The organism is Nocardioidaceae bacterium SCSIO 66511 (assembly GCA_023100825.1).
In the GTDB taxonomy this organism is placed as follows: domain Bacteria; phylum Actinomycetota; class Actinomycetes; order Propionibacteriales; family Nocardioidaceae; genus Solicola.
Genome location: CP095846.1, coordinates 3,194,125 through 3,219,167 on the forward strand (window position 1 = coordinate 3,194,125; position 25,043 = coordinate 3,219,167).

27 protein-coding genes are annotated in these 25,043 nt (G+C 67.3%); 9 read left to right on the forward strand and 18 right to left on the reverse strand.

Translation table 11 applies throughout. The features are described 5' to 3' along the window. Window positions 1-25 precede the first annotated feature (25 nt). The 8 genes from ilvC to MU582_15090 all read right to left on the reverse strand — a co-directional run bounded on the left by ilvC (window position 26) and on the right by MU582_15090 (window position 8,890). The gene (gene ilvC, locus MU582_15055) at window positions 26-1,042 is read right to left on the reverse strand and encodes a ketol-acid reductoisomerase (GenBank protein UPK77179.1); all 1,017 of its coding nucleotides are present in this window, start codon (window positions 1,040-1,042) and stop codon (window positions 26-28) included. A 46-nt stretch (window positions 1,043-1,088) separates the two neighbouring features. Beyond that, the gene (gene ilvN / locus MU582_15060; protein ID UPK73746.1) at window positions 1,089-1,631 is read right to left on the reverse strand and encodes an acetolactate synthase small subunit; all 543 of its coding nucleotides are present in this window, start codon (window positions 1,629-1,631) and stop codon (window positions 1,089-1,091) included. A gap of 49 nt (window positions 1,632-1,680) precedes the next feature. Continuing rightward, window positions 1,681-3,438 (reverse strand): acetolactate synthase large subunit, encoded by a 1,758-nt coding sequence (locus tag MU582_15065; protein UPK73747.1) that lies wholly within the window; start codon window positions 3,436-3,438, stop codon window positions 1,681-1,683. A gap of 306 nt (window positions 3,439-3,744) precedes the next feature. After that, entirely contained in the window at window positions 3,745-4,752 is a 1,008-nt protein-coding gene (locus MU582_15070; GenBank protein UPK73748.1) for a PHP domain-containing protein, read from the reverse strand. A gap of 109 nt (window positions 4,753-4,861) precedes the next feature. Beyond that, complete coding sequence (gene ilvD / locus MU582_15075; protein UPK73749.1) at window positions 4,862-6,535, reverse strand: dihydroxy-acid dehydratase; 1,674 nt, start codon at window positions 6,533-6,535, stop codon at window positions 4,862-4,864. An 81-nt stretch (window positions 6,536-6,616) separates the two neighbouring features. Beyond that, the gene (locus tag MU582_15080) at window positions 6,617-7,333 is read right to left on the reverse strand and encodes a hypothetical protein (GenBank protein UPK73750.1); all 717 of its coding nucleotides are present in this window, start codon (window positions 7,331-7,333) and stop codon (window positions 6,617-6,619) included. Between the two features lie 73 nt (window positions 7,334-7,406). Further along, a complete protein-coding gene (locus MU582_15085) occupies window positions 7,407-8,501 on the reverse strand; it encodes an exo-alpha-sialidase (GenBank protein UPK73751.1) in 1,095 nt (364 codons plus the stop codon). Continuing rightward, window positions 8,501-8,890 carry a VOC family protein gene (locus MU582_15090; protein UPK73752.1) on the reverse strand — a complete coding sequence of 130 codons (390 nt, stop codon included), beginning with the start codon at window positions 8,888-8,890 and terminating at the stop codon, window positions 8,501-8,503. Before MU582_15090 ends, MU582_15085 begins: the two co-directional genes overlap by 1 nt. 62 nt (window positions 8,891-8,952) lie before the next feature. Here MU582_15090 and MU582_15095 point away from each other — a divergent pair, with 62 nt between their 5' ends. Next, a complete protein-coding gene (locus tag MU582_15095) occupies window positions 8,953-9,510 on the forward strand; it encodes a helix-turn-helix transcriptional regulator (protein ID UPK73753.1) in 558 nt (185 codons plus the stop codon). A gap of 43 nt (window positions 9,511-9,553) precedes the next feature. Here MU582_15095 and MU582_15100 read toward each other — a convergent pair whose 3' ends face one another. Both MU582_15100 and MU582_15105 read right to left on the reverse strand, forming a co-directional pair. Further along, window positions 9,554-10,099 (reverse strand): hypothetical protein, encoded by a 546-nt coding sequence (locus MU582_15100; protein ID UPK73754.1) that lies wholly within the window; start codon window positions 10,097-10,099, stop codon window positions 9,554-9,556. Further along, window positions 10,096-10,704, reverse strand: a complete 609-nt coding sequence (locus MU582_15105; GenBank protein UPK73755.1) for a hypothetical protein — start codon at window positions 10,702-10,704, stop codon at window positions 10,096-10,098. Before MU582_15105 ends, MU582_15100 begins: the two co-directional genes overlap by 4 nt. A 126-nt stretch (window positions 10,705-10,830) precedes the next feature. Here MU582_15105 and MU582_15110 point away from each other — a divergent pair, with 126 nt between their 5' ends. Next, complete coding sequence (locus MU582_15110) at window positions 10,831-11,694, forward strand: DUF2236 domain-containing protein (GenBank protein ID UPK73756.1); 864 nt, start codon at window positions 10,831-10,833, stop codon at window positions 11,692-11,694. Here MU582_15110 and MU582_15115 read toward each other — a convergent pair. After that, window positions 11,678-12,577, reverse strand: coding sequence for a 2-hydroxyacid dehydrogenase (locus tag MU582_15115; protein UPK73757.1), 900 nt, complete (start codon window positions 12,575-12,577; stop codon window positions 11,678-11,680). The genes MU582_15110 and MU582_15115 overlap by 17 nt on opposite strands. Before the next feature lie 66 nt (window positions 12,578-12,643). Here MU582_15115 and MU582_15120 point away from each other — a divergent pair, with 66 nt between their 5' ends. After that, complete coding sequence (locus tag MU582_15120; protein ID UPK73758.1) at window positions 12,644-13,570, forward strand: alpha/beta hydrolase; 927 nt, start codon at window positions 12,644-12,646, stop codon at window positions 13,568-13,570. Here the strand turns inward: MU582_15120 and MU582_15125 are convergent. Continuing rightward, window positions 13,549-14,583 (reverse strand): GNAT family N-acetyltransferase, encoded by a 1,035-nt coding sequence (locus tag MU582_15125; GenBank protein ID UPK73759.1) that lies wholly within the window; start codon window positions 14,581-14,583, stop codon window positions 13,549-13,551. The two genes, MU582_15120 and MU582_15125, sit on opposite strands and share 22 nt — an antisense overlap. Before the next feature lie 49 nt (window positions 14,584-14,632). Continuing rightward, window positions 14,633-15,046, reverse strand: a complete 414-nt coding sequence (locus tag MU582_15130) for an SgcJ/EcaC family oxidoreductase (protein ID UPK73760.1) — start codon at window positions 15,044-15,046, stop codon at window positions 14,633-14,635. Window positions 15,047-15,151: 105 nt separating this feature from the next. Here MU582_15130 and MU582_15135 point away from each other — a divergent pair, with 105 nt between their 5' ends. The 3 genes from MU582_15135 (at window position 15,152) to MU582_15145 (ending at window position 17,504) form a co-directional block, all read left to right on the forward strand. Beyond that, entirely contained in the window at window positions 15,152-15,619 is a 468-nt protein-coding gene (locus MU582_15135; protein UPK73761.1) for a MarR family winged helix-turn-helix transcriptional regulator, read from the forward strand. A gap of 82 nt (window positions 15,620-15,701) precedes the next feature. Further along, window positions 15,702-16,559: an SDR family oxidoreductase gene (locus MU582_15140; GenBank protein UPK73762.1), complete on the forward strand. Its 858-nt coding sequence runs from the start codon at window positions 15,702-15,704 to the stop codon at window positions 16,557-16,559. A 12-nt stretch (window positions 16,560-16,571) separates the two neighbouring features. Further along, the gene (locus tag MU582_15145) at window positions 16,572-17,504 is read left to right on the forward strand and encodes an LLM class flavin-dependent oxidoreductase (protein UPK73763.1); all 933 of its coding nucleotides are present in this window, start codon (window positions 16,572-16,574) and stop codon (window positions 17,502-17,504) included. Here MU582_15145 and gatB read toward each other — a convergent pair. From gatB to gatC, 3 genes are read right to left on the reverse strand one after another with little or no spacing between them, the layout of a single operon-like run. Continuing rightward, complete coding sequence (gene gatB, locus MU582_15150; protein ID UPK73764.1) at window positions 17,497-18,993, reverse strand: Asp-tRNA(Asn)/Glu-tRNA(Gln) amidotransferase subunit GatB; 1,497 nt, start codon at window positions 18,991-18,993, stop codon at window positions 17,497-17,499. The genes MU582_15145 and gatB overlap by 8 nt on opposite strands. Continuing rightward, on the reverse strand, window positions 18,990-20,498 hold the full coding sequence (gene gatA, locus MU582_15155; protein ID UPK73765.1) for an Asp-tRNA(Asn)/Glu-tRNA(Gln) amidotransferase subunit GatA: 1,509 nt from the start codon (window positions 20,496-20,498) through the stop codon (window positions 18,990-18,992). The genes gatB and gatA overlap by 4 nt, the downstream gene beginning before the upstream one ends. Next, window positions 20,495-20,809: an Asp-tRNA(Asn)/Glu-tRNA(Gln) amidotransferase subunit GatC gene (gene gatC / locus MU582_15160; protein ID UPK73766.1), complete on the reverse strand. Its 315-nt coding sequence runs from the start codon at window positions 20,807-20,809 to the stop codon at window positions 20,495-20,497. The genes gatA and gatC overlap by 4 nt, the downstream gene beginning before the upstream one ends. Before the next feature lie 77 nt (window positions 20,810-20,886). Between gatC and MU582_15165 the strand changes: the two genes are divergently transcribed. Together MU582_15165 and MU582_15170 are read left to right on the forward strand one after the other, a co-directional pair. Next, on the forward strand, window positions 20,887-21,297 hold the full coding sequence (locus MU582_15165; protein ID UPK73767.1) for an MmcQ/YjbR family DNA-binding protein: 411 nt from the start codon (window positions 20,887-20,889) through the stop codon (window positions 21,295-21,297). Between the two features lie 46 nt (window positions 21,298-21,343). Continuing rightward, window positions 21,344-21,721, forward strand: coding sequence for a hypothetical protein (locus MU582_15170; protein UPK73768.1), 378 nt, complete (start codon window positions 21,344-21,346; stop codon window positions 21,719-21,721). 47 nt (window positions 21,722-21,768) lie between these two features. On the opposite strand, the gene MU582_15175 is transcribed toward MU582_15170, so the two are convergent. After that, complete coding sequence (locus MU582_15175; protein UPK73769.1) at window positions 21,769-22,350, reverse strand: TetR family transcriptional regulator; 582 nt, start codon at window positions 22,348-22,350, stop codon at window positions 21,769-21,771. Here MU582_15175 and MU582_15180 point away from each other — a divergent pair. Next, window positions 22,331-23,797 carry an MFS transporter gene (locus MU582_15180; protein ID UPK73770.1) on the forward strand — a complete coding sequence of 489 codons (1,467 nt, stop codon included), beginning with the start codon at window positions 22,331-22,333 and terminating at the stop codon, window positions 23,795-23,797. The genes MU582_15175 and MU582_15180 overlap by 20 nt on opposite strands. A gap of 58 nt (window positions 23,798-23,855) precedes the next feature. On the opposite strand, the gene MU582_15185 is transcribed toward MU582_15180, so the two are convergent. Continuing rightward, window positions 23,856-24,806, reverse strand: coding sequence for a hypothetical protein (locus tag MU582_15185; protein UPK73771.1), 951 nt, complete (start codon window positions 24,804-24,806; stop codon window positions 23,856-23,858). Between the last annotated feature and the right edge of the window lie 237 nt (window positions 24,807-25,043).

A 25,043-nucleotide genomic window follows, 5' to 3' on the forward strand; every position in this document is an offset into this window, starting at 1 on the left:
AAGTCCGCGAACTCCGGACGACGGGTCAGCGTGCCGCGCTGCCCTGTACGTAGTCGTCGTCGGTCTTGATCCACGCCATCAGGCCGCGCAGGTCCTTGCCGACCGCCTCGATCGGGTGCTTGGCACCCTCCTCGCGGAACTTCTTGAACTCCGGCGCGCCGGCGTCCTGGTCGTCGATGAAGCGCTGCGCGAACGTACCGTCCTGGATCTCGTTGAGTACGTCCTTCATCCGCGCCTTCACCGACGCGTCGATGATGCGCGGACCCGATACGTAGTCGCCGTACTCGGCAGTGTCGGAGCACGACCAGCGCTGCTTGGCGATGCCACCCTCGTACATCAGATCGACGATCAGCTTCAGCTCATGGAGGCACTCGAAGTACGCGACCTCGGGCTGGTAACCCGCCTCGGTCAACGTCTCGAAGCCTGCCTGGATCAGCGACGAAACACCGCCGCACAGCACCGACTGCTCACCGAACAGATCCGTCTCGGTCTCCTCGGTGAACGTCGTCTTGATGGCGCCGGCGCGCGTACCGCCGATGCCCTTCGCGTACGCCATCGTCAGCGGCCACGCATTGCCGGTGGCGTCCTGCTCCACCGCGACGAGCACAGGCACGCCGCGTCCCTCGACGTACTCGCGGCGGACGAGGTGGCCTGGGCCCTTCGGGGCGACCATGCACACGTCGACGCCTGCCGGCGGCTTGATGTAGTCGTAGCGGATGTTGAAGCCGTGGCTGAAGAACAGCGCGTCTCCGTCGACCAGGTTGGGCTCGATGGCCTCCTTGTAGACGTGCCGCTGCACGTGGTCGGGCACGGCGACCACGATCAGGTCGGCCTCCTCGCACGCCTCGTACGGCGTGACGACCCGCAGGCCTTCGTCCTCGGCCTTCTGCCGGCTCTTCGAGCCCTCGGCCAGGCCGACGCGTACGTCGACACCGGAGTCGCGCAGCGACAGAGCGTGCGCGTGCCCCTGGCTGCCGTATCCCAGCACGGCGACATTGCGCTGCTGGATCACCGACAGGTCGGCGTCGTCGTCATAGAACATCTCGGGCACGTGTTTCTCCTTAGTTTGTGCGGGTTGTGTTGATACGTCAGCCGACCTGGCTGCTCGGCGGCGGACCGGGTACGGGGCGAAGTGCGCGGTCGCTGATCGAGCGGCTGCCGCGCCCGATGCCGACGAGACCGGACTGCACGAGCTCGCGGATTCCGAACGGCTCCAGGACGCGCATCATGGCGTCCAGCTTGCCGCGGTCACCGGTCGCCTCGATCGTCACGCTGTCCGGTGCGACGTCGACGACCTTCGCCCGGAACAGCTGCACCGTCTCGAGCACCTGGCTGCGCGTCGTCGGGTCTGCCTTGACCTTCACCAGGACCAGCTCGCGCTCGACCGACGATCCGGTGTCGAGCTCGACGATCTTGAGTACGTTGACCAGCTTGTTCAGCTGTTTGGTGACCTGCTCGAGGGGCAGCTGCTCGACGTTGACGACGATCGTCATCCGCGAGACACCCTTGATCTCGGTCGGTCCGACCGCGAGCGAGTCGATGTTGAAGCCGCGGCGCATGAACAGGCTCGAGACCCGCGCCAGCGCACCCGGCGTGTCCTCGACCAAAACCGAAAGCGTGTGCTTACTCACTGCTCGTCCTCCTCGCAGCGCTGAATGGTTCGAGTCGTCCTCACAGTCCTCACAGCTCGTCCTCCTCGAACGTCGGCGCCATATCGCGCGCGATCTGTATCTCGTCGTTGCTGGTGCCAGCGGGCACCATCGGCCAGACCATCGCATCGCGATGCACGACGAAGTCGATCACGACCGGGAGATCCTTGATCGACATCGCCTTCTCGATCGTGGCGTCGAGGTCCTCGGGGCGCTCGCAGCGCAGACCGACGCAGCCGTACGCCTCGGCGAGCGTCACGAAATCGGGGATCCGCCGCGGACCTGCGGACGTGTGCAGGTCGGTGTTGGAGTAGCGCTCGTCGTAGAACAGCGTCTGCCACTGTCGCACCATGCCGAGCGAGGAGTTGTTGATCACCGCGACCTTGACCGGGATGCCCTCGATCGCGCAGGTCGCGAGCTCCTGGTTGGTCATCTGGAAACAGCCGTCGCCGTCGATCGCCCAGACGACGTCGTCGGGCCGGGCGACCTGCGCGCCCATCGCCGCCGGCACGCAGAAGCCCATCGTGCCGAGTCCGCCGGAGTTGATCCACGCGGTCGGGCGTTCGTACGAGACGAACTGCGCCGCCCACATCTGGTGCTGGCCGACGCCCGCGACGTACGTCGCGTCGGGTCCGGCGATCTCGCCGATGCGCTTGATGACCTGTTGCGGAGCAAGAGAGTCGCCTTCGGGTTCGTCGTACCCGAGTGGGTACCGCTCGGCGATCCCGCGCATCATCGTCATCCAGGCTGTGTAGTCGCCCTGGTTGCCCGCGTCGTGCTCGGACTGCAGCGCGACGACGAGGTCGGCGATCGCCTCGCGGCAGTCGCCGACGATGGGTACGTCGGCAACGCGGTTCTTGGAGATCTCCGCCGGATCGATGTCGGCGTGGATCACCTTCGCGTCAGGGGCGAACGAGTCGAGCCGGCCGGTCACCCGGTCGTCGAACCGCGCGCCGAGCGAGACGATCAGGTCGCTACGCTGCAGGGCCGCGACCGCGGCGACCCCACCATGCATACCGGGCATGCCGAGGTGTAGTTCGTGTGAGTCCGGGAACGCGCCGCGAGCCATCAGCGTCGTGACGACGGGGATGCCGGTCATCTCCGCGAGTACGCGGAGCTCCTTACTCGCGCGCGCCCTGACAACACCGCCGCCGACGTAGAGCACCGGGCGCCTGGCCTCGTTGATCAGCCGCGCGGCCTCGCGGATCTGCTTGCCGTGCGGCCGTGGGTTCGGCCGGTATCCCGGCATGGAGATCTCGCCCGGCCACTCGAACGTCGTCTGTTGCTGCATCGCGTCTTTGGCGATGTCGACGAGCACCGGGCCGGGACGGCCGGTCGAGGCGATGTGGAACGCCTCGGCGATGACCTTCGGGATCTCCGCCGGATCGGTGACGAGGTAGCTGTGCTTGGTGATCGGCATCGAGATGCCGCGGATGTCGGCCTCCTGGAACGCATCCGTGCCGATCGCACCGCTGGCCACCTGACCAGTGACGGCGACCAGTGGAACGGAGTCCATGTTGGCGTCGGCAAGCGGCGTCACGAGGTTGGTGGCTCCCGGACCCGAGGTCGCCATGCAGACGCCAACCTTGCCGGTCGCCACCGCATAGCCCTGTGCCGCGTGACCGGCGCCCTGCTCGTGGCGTACGAGGATGTGGCGGATCTGCGACGAGTCGAGCATCGGGTCGTACGCGGGCAGGATCGCGCCGCCCGGGATACCGAATACGGTGTCGACGCCCGCATGCTCCAACGCACGGATGAGGCTCTGTGCCCCGGTCATCTGCTCGCCCATGGCGTCCTTCCTGGTGTGCTGGTCATCCCGGCGTCTGTTCGTCTCGGCGAGTGACTCGACTGCCGCCCCGCGGGTACGAGGCGCCTCTGCGAAGCAGATCCCGACCGCAGTGTCCCAATAAAAAATCCCCTCGGCCGGGAGGCATTCGAGGGGGACGCGGGACCTGCAGTCAGGTCATCGCGTCAATCGCGTACGAGAAGAATGAAACGCACGAGACAAGATTCCACCCAGCGCAAGGCTTCGGTCAAGCCGCGAGATGGTTCGTCTCATCTTTCGAGATGGCTGTCTCGGCATTCAGCCAGTGAGTCACTCGGCAGTCCAGGCGAGCAGGTCATCGACCGGACGCGTATTGATGATCCGGTCGATCGTCACGCCGGCGCGCTCGGCGCGCTCGCATCCGTACCCCTGCCAGTCGAGCTGACCCGGCGCATGGGAGTCGGTGTCGATGGAGAACTCGCAGCCCATCTCGACGGCGAGGCGAAGTAGCCGCATCGGCGGATCGCGCCGCTCGGGCCGGCTGTTGATCTCGACCGCTGTTCCGTTATCGCGGCAGGCGGCGAAAACCGCCTCCGCGTCGAACGTCGACTCCGGCCGGGTGCCGCGGGCGCCCTCGACCAGGCGACCGGTGCAATGCCCGAGGATGTCGACGTGCGGGTTGGCGACCGCAGTGGTCATGCGTTTGGTCATGACACCTGGGTCGGCGCGGAGCTTGGAATGCACACTCGCCACCACGACGTCGAGGCGACCCAGCAGATCGTCGCGCTGGTCGAGCGAACCGTCGTCGAGGATGTCGACCTCGATCCCGGTGAGGATCCGAAACGGCGCCAACCGCTCATTGAGCTCGGCGAGTACGTCGAGCTGGCGCTCGAGCCGCTCGGCAGAGAGCCCGTTCGCAACCGTGAGCCGCGGCGAGTGATCGGTGAGCGCCGCGTACTCGTGTCCGAGTGACGCCGCGCGGCGCATCATCTCCTCGATCGGGCTGCCGCCGTCGGACCAGTCCGAATGCAGGTGCAGGTCTCCGCGCAACGCCTGCCGGATCTCGGCGCCGCCGCCGATGGGTTTTGCCTCGGCCTTCAGGTCGACCAGCTTCGTCGGCTCCTCACCGGCGACCGCCTGCGAGATCGCCTTCGCCGTGGACGGGCCGATACCCGAGAGCCTGGTCCACGACCGCGCCTTCGCATGCTGTTCACGCTCGGCCGCGGTCAGCCCCTCGACGATGTCGGCCGCCTTCCGGTACGCCTGCACCCGCCTCGTCTCGGCGCGTGAGCGCTCCATCCAGAACGCGATCTCCCGCAGCGCATCGACCGGATCCATGCGGGTCAGCGTACGGGCTGGAGGTCGCCGGCCGGTTTTGTATCCCTGCGTGAGAGATACGAACCTATTGGAGCTGTGTCGCAGGGATACAAAACGCCGACGACCGAAATCAACCGCAGATCGCGCCGTGCGCAGCCGACTTGACCAGCTTCGCGTACTTCGCGAGTACGCCGCGGTCGTACTGGGCGGGTAGCGGCTGCCATCCCTCTCGCCTGGCATCCAGCTCGTCCTTGTCGACGACGACGTCGAGTGTCTTGTTCGCTACGTCGAGGCGGATCCGGTCGCCGTCACGGACGAACGCGATCGGGCCGCCGTCGACCGCCTCGGGCGCGACGTGGCCGACGCAGAGACCGGTGGTGCCTCCGGAGAAGCGTCCGTCGGTGAGCAGGAGTACGTCCTTGCCGAGCCCGGCGCCCTTGATCGCACCGGTGATCGCGAGCATCTCGCGCATGCCCGGCCCGCCCTTCGGACCTTCGTACCGGATGACGACGGCGTCTCCGGCCTGTACTGTTCCGTCCGCGAGCGCCTCCATCGCATGCTGCTCACGCTCGAACACCCTGGCCGTGCCCTCGAACACATCGTTGTCGAAGCCTGCGCTCTTCACGACCGCGCCCTCGGGTGCGAGCGACCCGTGCAGGATGGTGAGTCCGCCGGTCTTGTGGATCGGGTTGGAGAGCTCGCGGATGATGTCTCCGTCGACGTTGGACGGTACGTCCGCGAGGTTCTCGGCCATCGTCTTGCCGGTGACGGTCAGGCAGTCGCCGTGCATGAGTCCGGCGTCGAGAAGGGTCTTCATCACGACCGGGATGCCGCCGACCTTGTCGACATCGTTCATCACGTACTTGCCGAACGGTTTGAGGTCGCCGAGGTGCGGCACGGTGTCGCCGACGCGGCTGAAGTCGTCGAGAGTCAGGTCGACATCGGCCTCGCGCGCGATGGCCAGCAGATGGAGCACGGCGTTCGTGGAGCCGCCGAGTGCCATGACGACCGCGATCGCGTTCTCGAACGCCTCCTTCGTCATGATCTGACGGGCAGTGATGCCCTTCTCGAGCATCCCTACGACGGCTCGACCGGAGCTGTGCGCGAAGCCGTCGCGGCGCCGGTCGACCGCCGGCGGCGCGGCCGACCCGGGTAGCGACATGCCCAGGGCCTCGGCAACCGACGCCATCGTGTTGGCGGTGTACATGCCGCCGCACGCACCCTCGCCCGGGCAGATCGCACGCTCGATCTCGTCGACCTTCTCGCGGCTGATGAGTCCGCGCATACAAGCGCCGACGGCCTCGAACGCATCGATGATCGTGACGTCCTGGCCGTCCACCTGACCGGGCATGATCGAGCCGGCGTACAGGAAGACGCTCGCGAGGTCGAGACGCGCGGCAGCCATCAGCATGCCCGGCAGGCTTTTGTCGCATCCGGCGAGCAGCACCGACCCGTCGAGTCGCTCGGCCATCATCACGGTCTCGACCGAGTCCGCGATCACCTCACGCGACACCAGCGAGAAGTGCATCCCCTCGTGTCCCATGGAGATTCCGTCGGAGACGGAGATGGTGCCGAACTCGAGCGGGTAGCCGCGCGCCTCGTGTACGCCGGCCTTCACTGCGTCGGCCAACCGGTCGAGCGACAGGTTGCACGGCGTGATCTCGTTCCAGCTGGACGCTACGCCGATCTGCGGCTTGGCGAAGTCGTCGTCGTCCATGCCGACGGCACGGAGCATGCCGCGAGCGGCCGCCTTCTCGAGTCCATCGGTGACGTCACGGCTGCGGGGTTTGATGTCGGGGGCCATGGAGCAGAGCGTACGACCGGAGCGTACGTGCTGTGCAGTCGCGGTCGCACGATTCGAGACGCGCGGAGTCTCGCTCGCGCCTCAGCGACGCTTGACCAGACCCGCCACCGACACCGCGGCCATGGCGATACCGCCGGCCAATGTCAGCCAGAGTCCGATGCCGATCGAGGCTTCGACACCCGACGGAGCGCCCGCGACCGAGTCGGAGATATCGGCCATGTCGACGATCGCCACAATCACGACCAGCGCAGCGATGACGAGCCCGATGATGGCGGCCGTCAGCGCCAACCGACCGACCCCTCGTACAACACCGAAGGCGATCGCCGCAAGAGCGAGCACAACCGTGATGACGCCATCGCGAGTCTCGTCGTCGCCGGCCATGTCGGTGCCGGTCACACCATTGATGTCGATACTGCGACCGCCGAACTCCACCGTGCCCCAAGTCAGGAACGCCGCGATGCCGACAATGACACCGGTCGCCGCGATGAGCCAGCCGATGAGCCGAGCGTTGGAGTCGGGCGCCGGTGCCGGCGGCCGTTGCTGATAGCCGGGGTACGGCTGGGCCGGGCCGGGCTGCTGGCCGTAGGCGGACTGCCCGCCGTACGCGGGCTGCTGACCGTAACCGGGTGGCTGCTGGCCATACCCGGGCTGAGGGTGCGCATATCCCGGCGGCGGGTTGTGACCCTGCGGTGGCTGTCCCGGTGCACCGGGATAGGGAGGCTGACCTTGCTGAGGTGGTGGCCCCGGATACCGCGGGCCGCCTTGGCCGTCGGGCCACGGCGGTTGCTGTTCACTCACGTACGTTCCTCATCCTCACGGAGACTGCCTCCGCACGCTATCGCGACCTCGTGTCAGACCGCGTCGGAACGGGTCAATAGACCGCGGCGCGTACGGACAGAACGTCGGGCAGGTGCTCGGCCGCAGCGAACCAGGTGTCACCGTCGTCGTTGCTCGCGTACACCGAACCGTCGCGACTCCCGAAGTACACCCCCGCGGGACTTCCGGTGTCGACACACATCGCGTCGCGCATCACGGCCGAATAGAACTCATCGGGTAATCCGCGGCCGAGCTCCTCCCACGTGTCGCCCGCGTCGTGCGAGCGCCACACCCGGGCGTGCCCGTGCGGCGGGAACCGCTCTTCGGGGCTGACGACCGGGAAGACGTAGATCGTGTCGGGTTCGCGGGGATGCACCACGACCGGGAACCCGAAGTCGCTGGAGAGCCCGTCGGCGATCGAGTTCCATTGCTCGCCGCCGTCGTCGGATCGGTAGACGCCACCGTGGTTCTGGGCGTACAGACGATCCGGCACCGAAGAGTGCCGTGCCACCTTGTGCACGCACTGGCCATACTCGGGCTGCTGGTCCTCGGGATAGAAGTCCGCGACGATGCCCTTGTTGGCCGGCGCCCAGGATCCGCCGCCGTCGGCTGTGCGATAGACGCCGCCGGTCGACATCGCGACGGTCACCTGCGCAGGGTCGGTCGGATGCGGAAGCACCGTGTGGATCGCCTGGCCTCCACCGCCCGGATGCCACGTCGGCCGATGCGGGTGGTCCCACAGGCCGCGTACGAGCTCGAAGCTCTTGCCTCCGTCGACCGAGCGGAAGAGCGCCGAGGGCTCCGTGCCGGCGTACGTCGTGCCGGGCTGGTCGGCCGGCCCGGGCGTGAGCTGCCAGACACGCTCGAGCGCCGAGCCGGTGTCTTCGGGGAAGGCGACCGCGCTCGCCTCCTGACCCTGCCATGTCTTGCCGAGGTCGTCGGAGTAGAGCACTTGCGGCCCCCAGTGCCAGCTCATCGAGCCGACGAGCAGCCGCGGAGGATCCGTACGCGTGTCGATCGCACAGGACGCGACCTCGGACATCAGGAAGTGCGGGTCGTCCCACGTCCAGTTCGTACGCGCGGCGTCGGAACGTCCGAGCCACAGCCCCTTGCGGGTGCCGACGAGCATGATCGCGCCGTCGGCGGCCATCACTGTCCTACCAATGATCGTTGATTCATTCCGAACTCATTTCCCTCGGAGTCGGCGAACCGTGCCCACCAGCCGCCCCACGCCGCCTCGGCGGGCTCCTCGATGACAGTGCCGCCCGCAGCCTTGATGTCGCTGGCGGTTTGGACGATGTCGTCGGTGTTGAAGACACACGGGCCGAACGCGCCTGTGCCGTCGACGTTGTGAAACAGGACGACGCGGGTGAACGCCCCGGGCGGGCGTACCTCGATCCAGCGCGGGCCGTCCTCGTCGTCGGGACCACCCATCGGCTGGTCGCTGAGCAGCTCGAAGCCGAGCACCTCGGTGTAGAAGCGCTTTGCGCGCTCCTGATCGGCCACGTTGACCGTCACGAAGTCGACTGCGGTGATCACCTGCGTGCTCTCCTCGAGTTCTCGGCGCGCTTATTCCTAATAGGAATAGTACGCTACGGCCCGTGAGTCAAGACCTGTCGACGACCTCGTACGCGCTGCTCGGTCTACTCGCCTTCGACGCCCGGACCTCCGAGCACGGACTGACCGGCTACGAGCTGAAGCAGCGCGCCGACTTCACGCTGCGCTTCTACTGGACCTCGCCCGCGATGAGCCAGATCTACTCCGAGCTCTCCCGACTGGCCCGCTCCGGGCTCGTCGAGGCGATGTCCGCGCGACAAGGCAGGCGTACGACCCGCCGCTACCGCATCACCGACGCCGGCACCGAGGCGCTCACGGGATGGCTCGCCACCAGCGAACCGGAGTTCCCGGTCCTGAAACATCCGGTCGCACTGCGACTGCTGATGGGCCAGCTGATGGGTCGCGACGCCCTCGTACGAATGCTCGACGCGTACGAGAAGGCGCTCGCCGACCGTCAGGCGGAGCTCGAGGCGGTGCGCCGGATGCTGGCCGATCGCGATGACGTCCGCTACCCCGCACTCGTCGCCGACTGGGGCCTGGCGCACTACGAGTCCGAACGCGAGATCACCGAACGTACTCGTCGCGCGATCGCCGATGAGTAGCTCGTAGGTTCGCCCGCGGCGAGGAGTGGGCGGAGGTGGCGCCTCAGCGCGAGATCACGTACGGCTCGAACACGACGTACGAGACCAGCGCTGCCCACGCGAGGCTGACCAGGCTGCCGATGATGAACCGCTCGGCGGCGCCCGTGCCGGCGTGGCTGCGTAGCTCGGGATAGCGTCCGAGACCCTTGACCGCGAGCACGACCGCGATGCCTTCGGGCCAGCGTGCGGCGAGGGTGAGGAAGACCGAGAAGCGTTCGAGCGCGCCGATCCAGGCACCTCCGCGCAACAGCTCGCCGGCCGCCCGCATCGACGATGACTCCTCGCCTGGTTTCGAAGTCCCGTCGATCTGCGCGAACACGGCGGCCACGACCACGGCGCCTCCGGCAACGGCGAGAATCGCACCGAAGAGGACGAAGACCGGCCGCTGGTCGCCGGTGAGCGGATCCTCGAACAAGGTGGCAACCGCGGCGACACCTGCCAACGCGGCAACGGCGAGCGCCGCCAACGTACGCAGACCCGATGTGCGTACGAACGACCACGCAACGACGGCGCAGACACCCGCGGCGACAGTGAGTACGTAGGCCGTCATTCATCCACTCCGTGTTCGAGCACCCAGGCCGCGAGCCGTCGAGCCCTGGCCTCCTCGGACCACCCTGCCACTCGCAACCGACGACTCATCGCCTGCGGCGTTATGCCGATACGCTCGGCGGCGTCGAGCTGGCGTTCGGCAGCGGCCATCGCGTCGACCGCCTCCCAGCCCGCGTCGCTGCGACGCATGAGCAGCCCGGCGAGCAGCACCAGCGCGGTCTCGGCCCGCTCGGCGCCGGCCTCGTCGTTGCCGACGACGGCGACCCCCGCCGGCTCCTGTTTCGCTCGCTCGACGGCTGAGCGCGCATTGACGAACGCGACGCCGCGGCCCGCGCGTACGTTGTCCGGAAGCGGCGATTCAGCGCCGCCGACGCCGACCCCGATCCACCAGTCGCCGCGTCGTACGAGATCGACGGTGACCGAGACAACGGTGGTCGCATCGGATGCAAGACCCTGGACCTCGTCGCCTGCCGTGCGGTCGAAGGCGAGCGTGAGCGTGTCGCCGTACGCCGAGTTGAGGGCGTCGAGTACGTCGGGCACGGCATCCGCGCTGCTGCGGCTGCCGCGTTGATCCGCGGTGATCACGTACATGGAGTCAATCATCATTGATTGATCATTCGAAATCAATATTCAAACATTGATTGATTGTGATGCCGTTCGCCGCAACGCTCTCGCATTGACTGCCCACTATCAACCCACAGGCATTGATCGACGCAGTGGGACCATGGAGTCATGCTGCCGACGCCCACCGACTGCCGCCTACGACTCGGCAGGTCACTGCTCTCCCGCGTTGCCGGGCCCGACGCACTCGAGCGGCGTGCGCGCATCGGGAGCTCGGACGACGACCGCTGGTTCGCTCCCGGCAGCCCGATCACCGTCGTACATGCCGATTCGTCGATGTTCGTCGGCGGCCTGCGGGCGCTGCTTCTGCAGTCGCTGCATCCGCTCGCGATGGCCGGAGTCGCCGACCATTCGGGTTTCCGCGGCGACCCGTGGGGCCGGCTGCAACGAACCTCGGCGTTCCTCGGCATCACGACCTTCGGGAGCGCCGCCGAGGCGCGTCGAGCGGTCGCGAGAGTACGCGGCGTGCACCGCCGCATACGCGGAGAGACACCCGACGGCCGCCCGTACGAAGCAAGCGATCCGGAGCTACTGCGCTGGGTGCACATCGCGGAGGCCGACAGCTTCCTGACTGCGCATGACCGATACGGATTGCGCCGGTTGAGCGATGCGGAGCGCGACACCTACGTCGCGCAGACCGCCGTCGTCGCCCGCGCATTGGGAGCCGACGACGTGCCCGAGACCGTTGCCGAGCTACGCAGTGCGCTCGCCGACTTCCGTCCGGAGTTGGCGAGCACACCGGCCGCCAGACGCACCGCACGCTTCCTACTCGTCCACCCGCCCGTACCGATTGCCCTGCGCGCGCCGTACACGATGCTGTCGGCCGCGGCCGTCGGGCTGCTGCCGTGGTGGGCGCGGCTCCCACTGCGGCTGCCGTACCTGCCGCTGACCGAGGCGACCGTCGTACGGGCAGGTGGCGTCGCCGTCACCAAAGGTGTGCGCTGGGCGATGTCGCCGATCAACGCACGACATTGAGCAGCGACTCACCCGCGGCGAACCTCCGCAGCTGATCACGCAGCAAGGCATGCATCCGCGGGACCATCGCCGTCGTTCCGCCCGCGACATGAGGGGTGATGAGTACGCCGGGCGCATCCCAGAGCGGGTCTCCCGCGGGCAGCGGCTCCGGAGACGTCACGTCGAGCGCCGCGTACAACCTGCCCTTCGACGTCTCGGCCAGCAGCGCCTCGTTGTCGACCACACCACCGCGTGCGACGTTGACCAGCGTCGCGCCGTCCTTCATCGCGGCGAGGAAGTTCGCGTCGACCAGGTGGCGGGTCTCGTCGGTGAGCGGCACGAGGAGTACGACCACATCGGCCGTCGGCAGCAACTCCGGCAGCTCCTCGATGGTGCGTACGCCGTCGCGGGCGCGGCGGGCGACCTTCACCACCTCGCACTCGAACGGTTCGAGCCGGCGACCGAGCGCCTCGCCGATACTGCCGTAGCCGACGATCAGGACCCGGCTGTCCGCGAGCGCCGGTCCGCTCGTGTCGTGTCGCCAGTCATGCGCAGGCTGAGCGCGCACGTACTCCGGGATGCCCCGAATGGAAGCGAGCATCAACGCCATCGCCATCTCGGCGGTCGCCGCATCGTGCACTCCTCGCGCGTTGCAGAGAGTGACCTCGTCGACAACATGCCGAGCGACGTGCTCCGTGCCCGCGGTGAGCGTCTGCACCACCCGAAGGGACGTCATCTGACGCAGCACCGACGGGAGGTCGACGTTCGTGTCGTACGCCGGTACGTACAATTCGACCCGCTCGATGTCGGACGGCGGTTCACCCCCGACATAGACATCGTACGAAAGACCTTCGGGTGCCTCGCCCAGGTCGCCATGCGGGAACGGCAGCCAGACCAGCGACATCGCTCTCCTCATCGTCGAATCGGGACCTAGTGCCCGCCGTCGGCGCTCCCTGAGACAATTAGTTACATGACCGCACAAACCGTAGCCGCTTCGACGGCCGTTCCGCGCGTGCGCTTCTACGATGTGCACAGCGCCGACGGCACCCGGCTGCGGGCGTGGAGCAACGACGCCGAGGGGCCGACCGTACTGCTCTGCAACGGCCTCGGCACCAATCCGTACGTCTGGCCGGCGTTGCTCTCCCCCGACTGCGGCGTCAACGTCATCTCGTGGAACCACCGAGGAGTCGGCGGCTCCGATCGGCCGGACGACCCCGATCACGTCTCGATCGAGGACTTCGTCGAGGACGCCGTCGCCGTCCTCGACGACGCAGGCGTCGACTCCTGCGTCGTCGTGGGCTGGTCGTTCGGCGTCAACGTCGCCTTCGAGCTGGCCACCCTGCATCCCGAGCGAGTGACGGGCCTGCTCGCGGTCGCCGGCGTACCCGGCGACACGTTCAGCACCATGCTCGGGCCACTGCATCTGCCCGCTCCGGTGGCGCGTCGGCTAACGGTCGGGTCGGCATGGGCGATGCTCGCAACCGGCAAGGCGCTGTCGATGGTCACCAAGCGGGTGCCGTGGAACCCCGTCACCACGAAACTGTTGCGGCACAGCGGTTTCATGCTGCCGTCGGCGTCCGATGCCGTCGTACGCGAGGCGGTACGCGAGTTTCTGACCACCGACATCGACTGGTACATGCGACTGGCCGTGCACGCGGCACGTCACCCACGGGTGTCGCTGTCAGCCATCGACGTTCCGACGACGTTCGTCTCAGGGCACTGGGACGTACTCGCCGGGGCTCGGGCGATGGACACGGCGGCCGAGCGAATGGCCGATGCGCACCTCGTCGAGCTGCGCGGATCGCACTTCCTGCCGATGGAGTACCCGGACGAAATCCATACCGAGTTGCTGAACCTGCTGTCTCGGATCAACGCTCAGTCGACGTCGATCGAGTAGTACTTCGTGCGATGAGTCGGCCGGTAGCCGACCGACTCGTACAGCGCGACGGCACCACTCGGGTTCTCTGCATCGGCATCCAGCGTCGCGTACGAGTGACCGGCCTCGGCGAACGCCTCAGCCGAGAGCGCGAGCAGGTATCGAGCGAGACCGCATCCGCGCCAGGCGCGGCGGACGCCGATCACGTCTGTGTAGCCGTCGGTGAAACCCTGCGGCGCCCAGTCGTGCTCGTACTCGCAGTTGACGACGTACGCGACGATCGGCTCGTCCGGGTCATTCGCGTCGACGATCACGAAGCTCTGAGCCGGGCGGAACGCCTCCTCCTCGAGAAGTCCGGTGCGCCAGGCCTCCTCGTCGTACGTAGCGGATCCCCAGTGATCTCGGAATGCGTCGTTGTGCGCGAGCCGTAACCGTTCCGCGTACCTGTCGTCGAACCGTTCGACGCGTAGGCCGTCGATCGGCAGATCGCCGACGTGCGGTACGTCTGTGAGTCGACGGCGCAGTTGGAGGAACCACCGCGTGACCTCGAAACCAGCCGCCTCGAACAGCCGCGCTCGATTGGTGACCTGCTCCTCGACGAAACCTCCGATCCGCGCAGGCAGTCGCGCGGCGTGCGCATCGACCGCGCGCAGGTCGGCGATGTTCGCAACCGCGCGCTTACGCTGCCACGCCAGCAGCTCTCGACCGATTCCGCGCCCGCGCCAGTCCGGGTCGACGCCGCCCGTCAGCGCAACCGCGACGGTATCGATCGCGCCGAGCCGGAACATGTTCCGGCCGACCGCGCGAAACTCGCCGTCGACATCCACAGCCACCCTTGAGTCGGCCTCCAGGTCCACCCACGACTGGCGGGTCAGGACTTCCAGATCGGAGCGTCGCGTACGCTCCTCGGCGCGATCGTGGACCTCCATCTTCTCGACCAGCGCGATCCATCGGTCGAGGTCGGCCACAGACAAGGCGCGCCAGGTGAGGCCGTTACGGTCTGGGCTCGTGGTGACCGACTGGGTAGTGCTCATAGCGAGAAGGTAGATGACCGACCTCGACAGAGCGACCGGATTTCGCCGCTCAGACGATCGGTGTGGTCTGTGCCAGTGCGATCCTCCACTGCGCACCATCACGCTTGACGACGTACGTGAACGCGCCCCGCTCGGGAACCTCGGCGGCCTCGTCCTGCCGCCCGTCATGCACAGACTTGATGCTGCTGACGATGGCAACGTCGCCAGTGACCGGGCGTACGTCGATGACCTCGACGGTCGTGGTGACGTCGCGGAGCGGCGATGCGACCGCCTTCGCCATCGCGGACTCGAACTCGTCGCGGCCGAACAGCCTGCGTCCCGCGATGTTGACGATGACGGCGTCCTCGACGTGTAGCGCCGGCAACACGCCGGCATCGTTCTGTGCGTCGTGAGCCTGCTGGACGACGGCACGGATCGCCCGCTCGTCGTCCTCGGTGATCGGAGAGGTCTCTGTCGTAGTCATGCGACGAGCCTAGAACCTAAACATTGCTTCATATCAAGGCCGTCGGACCTGCGGTTCAAGTTCGCCTCACGAACTAGATGATCTTTCAAATGCTATTCTGGAGAGGTGGGAGAACCTGCAGAGAATCAGTTGAACATCGTGACCGGGTTGGTACGTGCCACCTTTCTGGTCGACGCCGTCTATTCGGAATCTGCCCGAGAGCACGGCCTCACCCAACAGCAGGGTCAGCTGCTCTGCGTGCTGATGCCACAGCCGTACGGCATGCGCGAGCTCGGCACCATGCTCGGCCTGGCCAAGTCCAGCCTGACCGGCCTGGTGGACCGCACCGTGCGCAACGGACTGGTCCGACGTGAGCCGGACCCACGTGACACCCGGGCAGTGCGCGTCGCCCTCACCCCACAGGGCCGCACACTTGCGGATCGGTTCTACCCCGAGACGTGTCGGCGGATCGAGACCCTCACGACGGGCCTGAACAACACCGAGTGCGACACCCTCGCCCGGCTGCTCGGCCGCGTGGTTGCCGCCAACGACGTACCCCCGGTGTTCGCCAACCTCGACGAGCCGGAGTCCTAGTTGCCCAAATATCCCTTGTAGTTCGTGCTACGAACTACTATCGTTCGTGCTGCGAACTAGCAGCACCTATGAAGGGCCCATCATGTCTGACCGTATTGCCGTCACCGGAGCCACCGGAGCGCTCGGTGGCCTCGTCATCGACCACCTACTCACGCGTGTACCGGCCGATCGAATCGTCGCCATCGCCCGCAACCCGGACAAGACGACCACCCTCCAGGAGAGGTCCGTCCCCGTACGCATCGCAGACCACGAGGACCATGCGGCCGTCGAAGCGGCGCTCGAGGGCGTAGACGTACTGCTGCTGGTCTCCGGCAACGAGTTCGTCAAGCGGATGACCCAGCACGAGAACGTCATCCGGGCTGCGCAACGAGCAGGTGTGTCTCGGCTCGTCTACACCAGCGCGCCGCACGCCGACACCAGCACCCAGTTCATCACCGCAGAGCACCGGGCAACCGAGAAGCTGATCCGTGAATCCGGGCTCACCTACACGATGCTGCGGATCAACTCCTGGCATGAGAACTACCAGGGTCTGCTGTCCAGCGCTCCCGACACGGGCGAGATCCTCGGCAGCGTGCATGAAGGGAGGGTGGCCAGCGCCGCCAAGACCGACTACGCCGAGGCGGCCGCTGTCGTACTGACGACCGACGGCCACGACAACGCGACGTACGAACTGACCGGCGACGTCGCCTGGTCGTACCCGGAGCTCGCGGCGGCCGTTTCCGATGCCGTCGGTGTGCCGGTGTCCTACCGCGACGTGTCGTCGCAGGAGCATGCCGCCGCGCTACAAGCCCAAGGCGTCGACGATGACTTTGCGTCGTTCCTCGTACAGCTGGATGCCGACACCGCGTCGGGAGTCTCGGCGGAGGCGACCGACCAGCTGCGCCGGCTCATCGGCCGACCGTCGACCCCGCTCGTCGCGGGCTTGCGCGCCCTGGTCTGAAAGGAGATCACCATGGTTTCCGACGGTGTCGTCTTCGGCTTCGGTGCGCCGAACGGTTTCGACGATCCGGCAGCGCTGCTGAACGCGACCGAACAAGCCGATCGTGACGGACTCGACCTGTTCTCGATTCCCGATCATCCCTACCTCGGCTCGCGCCTGGACGCGTACGCCGCGATCGGGTTCGTGCTCGGCCGCACGAGCCGGATCGCAGCGTACGCGAACGTCACGAACCTGCCGACCCGCCCGGCGCCGATCCTTGCGCGGACCGCGGCTTCCCTTTCCGCGTTGTCCGGCGGCCGTTTCGTGCTCGGTATGGGTGCGGGCGGCGATTGGGGCCGGATCTCGGACCTCGGGGTGCGCCGGCTGTCGCCGAGAGACGCCGTGACCGCCTTCGAGGAGGCGGTCGTGCTCATCCGACAACTGTCCGGCGGTGGCCCGCCGGTCGACTACGACGGCGACCACTACGGTGTGAGCCGGATCGATCCCTCGCCGACGCCCGCGCCAACGGTCTGGACAGGTTCGGTGGGCCCGAGGTCGCTGGCCGCAACGGGAAGGGTCGCGGACGGGTGGATCCCCGGCCACGCGGCGGACTGGCTCAGCGAGCGCTACCGGGAGTCGCGTCCGTACATCGACGACGCGGCGATGGCGGTCGGCCGTGACCCGCGCGAGATCCGGACGGTCTTCAACCTCCCGGGACAGATCACCGACCGCCCGCTGCCCTCTACGCGAGAACGCGACGGTCGCTGGATCGGCGGTTCGACACGCCAATGGGTCGAAGAGCTCACCGAGGCAGTGCTGCGCCATGGCGCATCGGGGTTCACGCTGTTCTCCGACCTCCGCGGTGGCACCGCGTCGGAGCTCACCTTGCGCCGTTGGGCGACCGAAGTCGCGCCGGCCGTACGCGAGGCAGTCGCGAAGAAGGCCGGCGCCGACCCCGTCAGGTGAGCTTCTCGAGGATCAGCTCGCGTACGCGACCGGCGTCGGCCTGCCCGCGCATCTCCTTCATCACCGCACCGATGAGCGCCCCCGCGGCCGCATGCTTACCGCCGCGGATCTTGTCGGCGACGTCGGCGTTGGCCTTGATCGCGCGGTCGACCGCCTCGCCGAGCGCACCCTCGTCGGAGACCACCTCGAGGCCGCGGGCACTGACCACCTGCTCGGGTGAGCCCTCCCCCGCGAGTACCCCGTCGAAGACCTGGCGCGCGAGCTTGTCGTTGATCCGCCCGGCGTCGACGAGCCCCTGGATCTCCGCGACCTGTGTAGGCGTGATCGCCAGCTCAGCAAGGTCGACCTCCTGCTCGTTCGCTCGGCGAGCGAGCTCCGAGAGCCACCACTTACGCGCTGCCTGCGGCGCGGCTCCGGCGGCGATCGTCTCGGCGACCGCGTCGAGCGCACCTGCGCCGACGACGTCACGCATCTCGAGATCGGAGAAGTCCCAGTCCTGCTGCAGACGCGCACGACGCTCCGCCGGCGGCTCGGGCAGCTCCGCTCGCAGCTCCTCGACCCATTCGCGCGACGGCGCGACGGGTACGAGGTCGGGCTCCGGGAAGTAGCGGTAGTCCTCCGCATCGGACTTCTCGCGGCCCGACGTGGTGATGCCCGTGTCTTCATGCCAGTGCCGCGTCTCTTGGAGCACCGAGTCACCCGCGTCGAGTTCGCCCGCCTGCCGGCCGACCTCGTAACGCACGGCGCGCTCGACCGAACGCAGCGAGTTGACGTTCTTCGTCTCGGTGCGCGTACCGAGCGGTGCATCGGCGCCAGATCGCAATGACAGGTTGACATCGCAGCGCAGCGAGCCCTGCTCCATCCGTACGTCGGAGACACCGAGCCCGAGCAGCAGCTCGCGCAGGTGCGCGACGTACGCGCGTGCGACCTCCGGTGCCTTGTCACCCGCACCTTCGATCGGCCTCGTCACGATCTCGATCAGCGGGATGCCGGCGCGGTTGTAGTCGACCAACGAGTGGTCGGCGCCGTGGATGCGGCCGGTGGCGCCGCCGACGTGCAGCGACTTACCGGTGTCTTCCTCCATGTGGGCGCGCTCAATGTCGATTCGGTACGTCTGGCCGTCGACAACGACCTCGGTCCAGCCGTCGAAGCAGATCGGCTCGTCGTACTGCGAGGTCTGGAAGTTCTTCGGCATATCCGGGTAGAAGTAGTTCTTGCGCGCGAAGCGGCACCACTCGGCGATCTCGCAGTTGAGCGCGAGACCGATCCGGATGGCCGACTCGACCGCCGTACCGTTGACCACCGGCAGCGCGCCGGGCAGTCCGAGGCACACCGGGCACACTTGGGTGTTGGGCTCGGCGCCGAACGTCGTCGCGCACCCGCAGAACATCTTGGTCATCGTGCCGAGCTCGACATGCACCTCGAGCCCGAGCACCGGGTCGAAGCGGGTCATGGCGTCGTCGAACGACACCATCGTCGCCGCGGTCATGCGCGTACCTCCAGCTTCGGAGCCCCTGCAAGCAGTTGGCTCCCCCATTTGTCTTCGAGCATCGACTCGATCGCGGCGCCGACGTTGTAGAGCCGGTCGTCGGCCGTCGCGGGTGCGAGGACCTGCACGCCGGCGGGCAGGCCGTCCTCGTCGGCGAGGCCGCTCGGCACGGAGATGCCCGGTACGCCGGCGAGGTTCGCAGGGATGGTCGCGACGTCGTTCAGGTACATCGCCATCGGGTCGTCGAGCTTCTCGCCGAGCTTGAACGCCGTCGTCGGCGCCGTCGGCGAGATGAGCGCGTGCACCTGCTCGAACGCCGCAGCGAAGTCGCGGCTGATCAGCGTGCGTACCTTCTGCGCCGAGCCGTAGTACGCGTCGTAGTAGCCGCTCGACAGCGCGTACGTGCCGATGATGATGCGGCGCTTGACCTCATCGCCGAACCCGGCATCGCGGCTCGCTGCCATGACCTGCTCGGCACTCGGCGAGTCGACCCCGTCGGGCGTGACCCGCAGGCCGTAGCGCATAGCGTCGAACTTCGCGAGGTTGCTGCTCGCCTCGCTCGGCTGGATCAGGTAGTACGCGGCAAGTGCGTACTCGAAATGCGGGCACGAGACCTCGACGATCTCCGCACCCGCCTTGGTCAGCAGCTCGACGACGTCGTCGAAGCGGGCGCGTACGCCGGACTGATAGCCCTCGCCGCCGAGCTCCTTGACCACGCCGATGCGTAACCCGGAGACGTCACCGCGACGTGCGGCCGCGACGAGATCGGGTACGGGCTGATCGATGCTGGTCGAGTCCATCGGGTCGTGGCCGCCGATCACCTCGTGCAGCAGGGCCGCGTCGAGTACCGATCGGGTGACCGGTCCGGCCTGGTCGAAGCTGCTCGCGAGCGCGACGAGCCCGTAACGAGAGACGCCGCCGTAGGTCGGCTTGACGCCGACGGTGCCCGTGACGGCTCCGGGTTGGCGGATCGAACCTCCCGTGTCGGTGCCCACCGCGAGCGGCACCTCGTACGCAGCGACGGCCGCCGCGGAACCCCCTCCCGAGCCGCCCGGAATGCGATCGGTGTCCCATGGGTTGCGGGTCGGCCCGTACGCGGAGTGCTCGGTGGACGAGCCCATCGCGAACTCGTCCATGTTCGTCTTACCGACGATCGGCATGCCCGCCGCGCGGATGCGCTCGACGACGGTCGCGTCGTACGGCGGCACCCACCCCTCGAGGATCCTCGACCCGCACGTGGTGGGCAGCCCTTTGGTGGCGAGAACGTCTTTGACGGCGATCGGTACGCCGGCGAGTGGTCCGAGCTTCTCACCGGAGGCGCGCCGAGCGTCGATATCGCGTGCCGTCGCGAGGGCACCCTCACGGTCGACATGCAGGAACGCGTTGATCTCGCCGTCGACGGCCGCAATGCGGTCGAGGCTCGCCGTGGTGGCGTCTTCGGAGGTGATGTCGCCCGCTGCGATCTTCTCGGCGAGTTCCGCTGCACCGAGGTCGAGTGCGCTCACTGCTCCTCCCCAAGGATCCGCGGCACGGAGAACCGCTGCTGCTCGACCTGCGGCGCCATCGCCAGCGCCTCCTCCGGGCTGAGGCCCGGGCGTACCTCGTCGGGGCGAAAGACGTTGGTCAGCGGAACCGCATGCGACATCGGCGGGATGTCGTCGGTGGCGACCTCGGACACTGCGGCAACCGAGTCGAGGATGACCGACAGCTCCGGTGCCATCTTGTCGAGCTCCTCGTCGGACAGGTCGATGCGCGCGAGGCTCGCCAGGTGTGCGACGTCGGCGCGGGTGATGCCCGCGGCGTCTGGCTCGCTCATAGGGGCAGGAGTTCCCTTCGTCGGTGCGTGGGGATTACCGGCCCATCCTAGTGCTCCGCTCGACTACGCTGACCGGCATGTCACGTCCGGCTCGCGTAGACGACATCGAGACCATCGCGCTCGCACTGCCGCGAACTGCGAAGGTCTCGGGTTGGGGCGGTCGACCCGCGTACCAGGTGAGCCGGAAGTGGTTTGTCGGGTTCCGCTCGCCACGCCCGGACGCGCTCGACGAGGACGGCGAACGACTGACCGATGTCATCCTGATCCGGGTTCCGGACGAGTCGGAGAAACTCGCTCTTGTGCAGGACGACGGGCCGTTCTTCACCACCTCGCACTTCGACGGCTACAACGCCGTTCTCGTACGTGAATCGCAGCTGGACGAGATCTCACGCGTCGAACTGGCTGAGATTCTCACCGACGCCTGGCGCACCTGTGCACCGAAGACAGTCGTACGCGCGTACGACGAAGCGCGATCGGCGGACGAGTGACGCACCCCGAACCGCACCCGCACACGGACGATTGAGGACGAACCCCATGCAGCGCGAGGCAGTGGAACGCTGGGTCGAGATGTACGAGCGGCTCTGGCGTACACCCGGCACCGATCTACTGACCGAGTTGTTCACAGCCGACGCCAGCTACCGTCCGTCACCGTGGGCGCGACCCGTCGCCAGCCTGAGCGAGATCGAACGGTTCTGGGAATCCGAGCGAGACAACGCCGATGAGCAATTCGCCATGTCGAGCGAGGTTGTGGCGGTCGACGATCGCACCGCAGTCGTACGCGTCGCGGTGGACTACGCCTCAGCAGAAGCCGGACAGTGGCGCGACCTATGGGTGATGGAGTTTGCTCCGGATGGCCGTTGTCACTCGTTCGAGGAATGGCCGTTCGCCCCGGATCAGCTCGACGGTCACTAACCGCTGCGGGACTCGAGGTCCCTGTCGGCTGCGGGGGGGGTCCGGGGTCATCGGGTTAGTTGTGGTTCGAGTCGTTCGAGGTAGTTCTTGATCAGTGTCTTCGCATCGTGCGCAGAGAGCTGTCCTGCCATCAGCAGCGTCCCAACTCCGTGCGCCAGTCCGATCACTTCCAGTCCCAGGTTGCGTGCGGCTGTTGCGCTGAGGTTGTCGGACTGCAGGACGCCGGCGAGATGGTCAGCGAGGCCGCTCAGGTGCTTTTGGTAGGCATTTCCTGCCGTGTCGGAGTGGGTGATCGCCAGCGCTTCCAGGGAGACCCCAACGCGGTGGAAACCTCGGCTCGCCTGATCGGTTGGTAGTGCCTCGTCGAAGAACGCCCTGATGACCTCGACCGGTGATTCGCGTTCCGGGTGCCCGATGCGGGCCTGCCATCTTTCGACGCTCTTGGCGGCGAGACGATCGAGTGTGGCGCCGAGCAGCTCGTCCTTGGTGCTGCCGTAGTACTGAACGAGCCGGAGGGACACGCCGGCTTCGGCGGCCACGGCTCTCATGGTGACGGCGTTGATCCCGCCGCGCGTGAGGAGGCGTTCGACCGCTTCCATGATCTCGGCCTTGCGCCCCGACGCCATCATCAAGACCTCCCTCAGCCCCACCGATGATACATTCGTATCAGTTGATACGAATGTATCAAGGAGGGGTATGTCATCGACACTGCAACGGCTCGGGCTGTGGACGTCGTGTCTCGCTCAACTGATCGTGGTGTTGGACGTCTCGGTGGTCAACGTCGCTCTGCCTTCTATCCAGGCCGACCTCGGGCTCGGAAGGGTTACGGCGTCGTGGGTGGCGATGGCCTACAGCCTCGGCTTCGCCGGATTACTCCTGGTCGGCGCAAGGCTGGCCGACGTCGTGGGCACTGCGAGACTGCTCGTCTGGAGCGTGGCGGCATTCACTGTGGCGAGCGTCATCGGGGGTCTCGCCACGGAAGGTTGGGTGCTGATCGCCGCTCGCGCCGCGCAGGGCATCTCTGCTGCTGCGGCGTCTCCGGCGACGTTCACATTGCTGACGACCACCCATGCTGAAGGTCCGGATCGAACCAGAGCCATCGCCGTCTGGACCGCGGTGAGCCTGGCCGGGGGTGGGCTGGGCAACATCGCCAGCGGGGTACTCACCGACTTGATCTCGTGGCGAGCCACCTTGTTGATCAATCTGCCCATCGGAGTCGGCGTCGCCATCGCAGCACTCGTTCTCTACCGACGGACCACCGATCAGCGTGACTCCGGACGCATCGACACCATCGGGGCGGTGCTGGCCACCGCCGCATTCACGTGCGCCGCCTACGGACTGTCTGCCGCAGGCGAACGAGCCGCGGGTGACCTGCCACTCGTGGCGGGTTCGGCGGCGGCCACGCTGTTGGTCCTGTTGATCCTGCAGCAGCGCCGCGCGCCCCACAAGCTCGTTCCCGGCGACCTCACACGAGATCGGCTGATCGTCCTCGGCAACATTGCGACGGCTTTGACAGGCGCATGTTTCCAAGTCGGCCTGTGGTACTTCCTGACCTTCCGGATGCAGACTGGGTTTGGATATTCGCCGATCCAGGCCGGGTTGGCCTTCCTCCCACTCACCGCCAGCATGTTGGTCGTGAACCTCTGGTTCACGCCGCGCCTCATGAAGAGATGCGCACCCCGTTTGCTCATCGTGGCGGGCGCGGTGATCGCCGTTTCTGGACTGATCTGGCTCGCCTCGGTCGACCGCGCCCCCTTCGCCGTCGCCGTCCTGGTGCCCACCGTCGGGATCGGAATTGGCGGTGGACTGATGAACACGCCGCTGGCCACGCTCGTCACCACAGGTGTCCGCCCCAAGCATGCCGGTGCAGCCTCTGGCCTGATGAACACCGCGAAGCAGTTCGGCGGTGCGGTCGGCCTGGCAGGCGCGACGACCGCCGCTTCCAGCGTCGGCAGCGACCGAGCAGCCTTCGTGCTCATGGCTGTTGCGCTTCTCGCTGTCATCGCCACAACGGCCGCGATCCCGGCCCACCGCAGTGGGTCACAGCGCGCCGTGACAACAGGGAGAGCCTCATGACCCACGCCACCGCGGCACCAGCCCAGGTGATCGACAAGGTCGAGTCCTGGCGGCGCGATCAGCTGTGACGAACGCGTGACCATCCGGTGCTGTGCAGCGGGCAACGTCGGTACTGATGGTCGGCGGCTGCCGCGCGGCCGCCGATCGCGACCCGGGAGGCCCAACGGAGCCGGCGACGGAAGAGCGCAACGAGGATGAGCCCGATCACCGTGGCGGACGCCCAGTTGGGTTGCGGGGCGATTCCGTCGACGTGGGGGTACCCGCCGTCTTCAAGACCTGCGGCGCGTTCGAAGTGGTTGAGGGAGTCCGGGAAGAACGCGTCGTCGACTGCGTAGAGCACCGGCATCGCCAACGGACCACCCGCGAGCGTGAGCGTCGCCCACTGGTCGACGTGGCGGGACTCATGGCGTGCCAGCGCTGCCCAAGGTCCCGGCTTATCGGGTGACTCTGCGATGAGGACGACGCCGCCGACCGCTACACCCGAGTCAGCAGCCGCCGACGGCAGGAATGCGATGGTCGTTGACTGGTTCGCACACAGGTCGCCCCCGCGGTCGTTCACGTACTGCCGAGCGAGACCGGAGACCGGCGCCGTGACGACCTGCCGGCTCTTGGACCAAACTGGCCCACCGGCTGTCTCGGTCGACGGGAGATCGTGGGACTCCCCGGTGACGACTGCGGACGGCCCCGGCTTACACGTCGGCAGGTCCGGGCCGTTCGCGTACTGGTTCACCGACAGTCCGGCCCCGGCCAGCACCAGCCCGGCGACCAGGAAGGTCGCCCCGTACGTGAGGTAGCGACGCCGTCGACAGCAGTCGCACGAGAACGCAGGACGTCGTCGGCCCCGGCGCTTCTTCCACGCCAGCACGACCAGTCCGAGCACTCCGAACGCAAGGAACGCCGCGACCGCGACGAGGACGCGCACCGCGCGGCGAGGACGGCTCGCGCCGCCGCTGCGCAGGTGGTGCGCATCGGACGGCTCGCGCGTCCGCTCTGGCTGCAGGGTGAGCACCGCGTGTTCCTCCTCCCTCGGACAGTCGCCTATTGGAGGAGGAACACGTCATGCACATCGAGCTCCGCCTTGAAACGACCTCTCAGCGGTTCTCTCGTTATTAAACCGTAATCTTCCCGGAACAAAAACGTGATCCCAATGACAGCGCCCCACAACACGAGATCGGGCCGCGAACACAATGAACGCAACGGTGACGCGCGTCACCCTGGGTCGCACGATCGGGCGTAGCAGTCGTCA